This is a genomic window from Bacteroidota bacterium (assembly GCA_030706565.1).
Lineage (GTDB): Bacteria > Bacteroidota > Bacteroidia > Bacteroidales > JAUZOH01 > JAUZOH01.
In genome coordinates, this window is record JAUZOH010000425.1 from 1 (window position 1) to 3,074 (window position 3,074).

At 38.1% G+C, this 3,074-nt stretch carries 2 protein-coding genes; both read right to left on the reverse strand.

All coding sequences use genetic code 11. The features are described from left to right. Positions 1-2: 2 nt before the first annotated feature. Positions 3-872 carry a hypothetical protein gene (locus Q8907_15085; GenBank protein ID MDP4275596.1) on the reverse strand — a complete coding sequence of 290 codons (870 nt, stop codon included), beginning with the start codon at positions 870-872 and terminating at the stop codon, positions 3-5. Between the two features lie 2 nt (positions 873-874). Continuing rightward, positions 875-2,323: an MBOAT family O-acyltransferase gene (locus tag Q8907_15090; GenBank protein MDP4275597.1), complete on the reverse strand. Its 1,449-nt coding sequence runs from the start codon at positions 2,321-2,323 to the stop codon at positions 875-877. Positions 2,324-3,074 lie beyond the last annotated feature (751 nt).

A 3,074-nucleotide genomic window follows, 5' to 3' on the forward strand; every position in this document is an offset into this window, starting at 1 on the left:
ACCTACACCCCACAGGAAGATTTACAGGGATAATGTATCCGGGCTTTAGCCATTAAGTTATTAACCAGATTTTTATATAAATAAGGATGTTTTAAATGAAGGCCGTCAATAAAACATGAATCTTTTAAGTATATAACATCATTCAGATAAACTGTCAAATCTTTCCTGAAGTTGCAGCTTAAGTACTCATTTTTATTAAAAGACTTCACCATAGTTTTATTGGACTCTCGTGTAGGAGTCGGAATAATATAAAAATCAATGTTATGAGAAATACACAAATCCTTTATCTTACTTAAATATTCCCTGGTTATGGGCGACAGAAAAGTATAATTAATGCAGTCGTTATTTTTATAATTTGGCGCCCAGTTGGATGTCAGGACATAGGGTTCATGGCATAATTCCAAATAGGGAATTTTATCAATCTGCCTGAATGCCGTACGTGAAAATTCTCCCAGGTATTCTTTCTGAAAAAATGGTTTCAGGAAATAATGATAGGTAAAAACCTGGTCAAGATTATTCTTAAAACTGGTTGGAGAATAAACCATGTAAATAATTTTGGGCCGGTTACCTGTTTTTAAATAATTGTCGAGCAGCAAATACTGGCCAATCACGCCAATTGCCTGGTTACAGGCCAGTGAATTAATGGAATCAGACTTCTTCTCATTGTCAAACAACTGCTTGCCAACGCTGTCGCCGATAATCAGAATCTTGGATTTTGATTTCTGCTTGCTTTTCTGAATCGACAGGTAGGTTTCATGGCCGGCCACAGTCTCTTTATACTTATCGCCAATCAATAAGTACAGGGGCTTTGCATAGAACAAAAAAATCAATGGCAAACAGAAATAAATATTTTTTAAGATGAATTTTTTCATTGCTAAAATTGAAAATAAATAAATTGTTGTTCCTGCCCTCCGAACCAAAATATCGAGCAGATAATCACATAATAAAAAGCATATCTCAGGGGGGTCTTCCAGTTTAAGCCCATATTGGCCAGGGCATATTGTTCTTCCCTGCCCAGCCATTCAACAACGATAAAAAATACAAGCAAAACTACCGTCAGCACAGCCTGTCCTGTTTCCATAAAATTGGGCATCGTGAAAAGTGAAGGAGAAAAAATACCCCGTATATAGCTGAGAGCCCCGCCTATGGTATTTGCCCTGAAAAATATCCAGGCAAACATAGTCAGGCTAAAGGTGATCAGTATCTGCAAAAATTCCCTGAAGGTCGGAAAAATCCTTCCTTTGGCAACAATGTCAATATTTTTACGGTTTTTTTTGGCCAACAACAAGGGCAAAAAGTAAAATGCATTGAGGGCGCCCCAGGTGATAAAGGTCCAACTTGCCCCGTGCCATAAGCCGCTGACCAGAAATATAATAAATGTGTTCCTGATTCTCATCCATGTGCTGCCCCGGCTGCCGCCCAAAGGAATATAGAGATAATCCCTGAACCAGGTAGTCAGCGAGATGTGCCAACGCCTCCAGAACTCTGCAATATCCCTCGAGAAATAAGGAAAAGCAAAATTCCGCAACAGCTCTATCCCAAACAAACGGGCAGTTCCCAGGGCTATGTCGGAATAACCCGAAAAGTCGCAATAAATCTGGAAGGTAAAAAAGAAAGCTCCCAACAGAAGCGTACTTCCCGAAAACCGCGAAGAACTGTTAAAGATTATGTTGGCATAGTTGGCAAAATTATCAGCGATGACGATTTTTTTAAATAAGCCCCACAAAATCTGCCGTAAACCATCAACGGCCTTAGAATAATCGAACTCCCGTTTTCTTCCGATCTGGGGCAAAAGATGCGTCGCCCGCTCAATAGGGCCGGCAACCAGCAAAGGGAAAAAACTGACAAAAAGCGTGTAGTTGATGAAATTCTTTTCGGGTTCTATTTTTTCATGATAAATATCAAGCACGTAGGACAATCCATGAAAAGTATAAAAGGAAATTCCGACAGGCAGGACCAGATTAACGGAACCCAGGCTGGCTTTGATATGTAGCAGCGAAAGCGCGCTAACAAAAGAGTCAGCAAAGAAATTATAATACTTAAAAACGCCCAGCAAACCCAAGCTGATGCAAAGACTAAGCAACATCCAGAACTTTCTCCCGGATTTACTTTTAGCAGACTTGATCCTGGCTCCGGAATAAAAACCCACCAGGGTCGAAAAAATCAAAAGAAATAGAAACCGCCAGTCCCAACAGGCATAGAAAAAGTAACTGGCAAAGGTCAGCAACAAATTCTGACGTTTCAAATCCCCTTTTGTAGTATACCAATATAAAACAAAGACTACCGGTAAAAAAATGGCAAACTCAATCGAATTAAACAGCATAAATCAAATACATTTCAACCCTGTTTTGCATTTATACTCAACACAAAACATAAACACCACTGCCAGAGTTCATTATCACTTATCGAAATGAACTTATAAATCATTTACAATGAGACAGTTCAAAAAGGCAAAATTAAATATATATTTGACTTAACTGAAATTAGATTTATAAAATTCAGATATATCCTAAGCGCCAAGGTTACTATTGATTTGTTCTATATCCAAAGAACTCCAGTCCTTCCTGATATTAACAAGCAATTCGCCAGCCCGGTACTTTGTAAGTTTTTTTAGGATCAAATCCAAAATACAGTGGATGAGACAAAATTTAAGCAATTATTTTTTCAAACCTGTAAATAGGACAGAGTATGTATTAAAAAAATGCAAGGACAGGATTTACATGATTAACAAGTTTTCAATTCCATAACAAAAACAAAAATTTCTCCCGACCAATCCTTGAGGGATGACATGACTTTAGCAGGAAAAAGAGGTTTGTGGTAAATCCCGAAGGGGTGGAATATTATTTCATCTGTTCAAACAGGTATTTCGCATCGTATCGGATTTTATAGGATCACCAGTAAAACCTGTTAGGTTTGGAAAATTGATATAGCTTTTCATTTTCCTAAATTTGGGTTTTCATTGCCGTCAGCTTCAGCTGACGGATCCTGAAGAAAATGTTGTATTTCTTGGGCTTAAGCCCAACATTCTATTAAAATAATACCAGAACATTCGGCTAAAGCCGCAAAACTTAATG

Excerpts from the sequence above, each read along its gene's own strand:
- Q8907_15085 (MDP4275596.1), bottom strand. The coding sequence starts at position 872 with ATGAAAAAATTCATCTTAAAAAATATTTATTTCTGTTTGCCATTGATT.
- Q8907_15090 (MDP4275597.1), bottom strand. The coding sequence starts at position 2,323 with ATGCTGTTTAATTCGATTGAGTTTGCCATTTTTTTACCGGTAGTCTTT.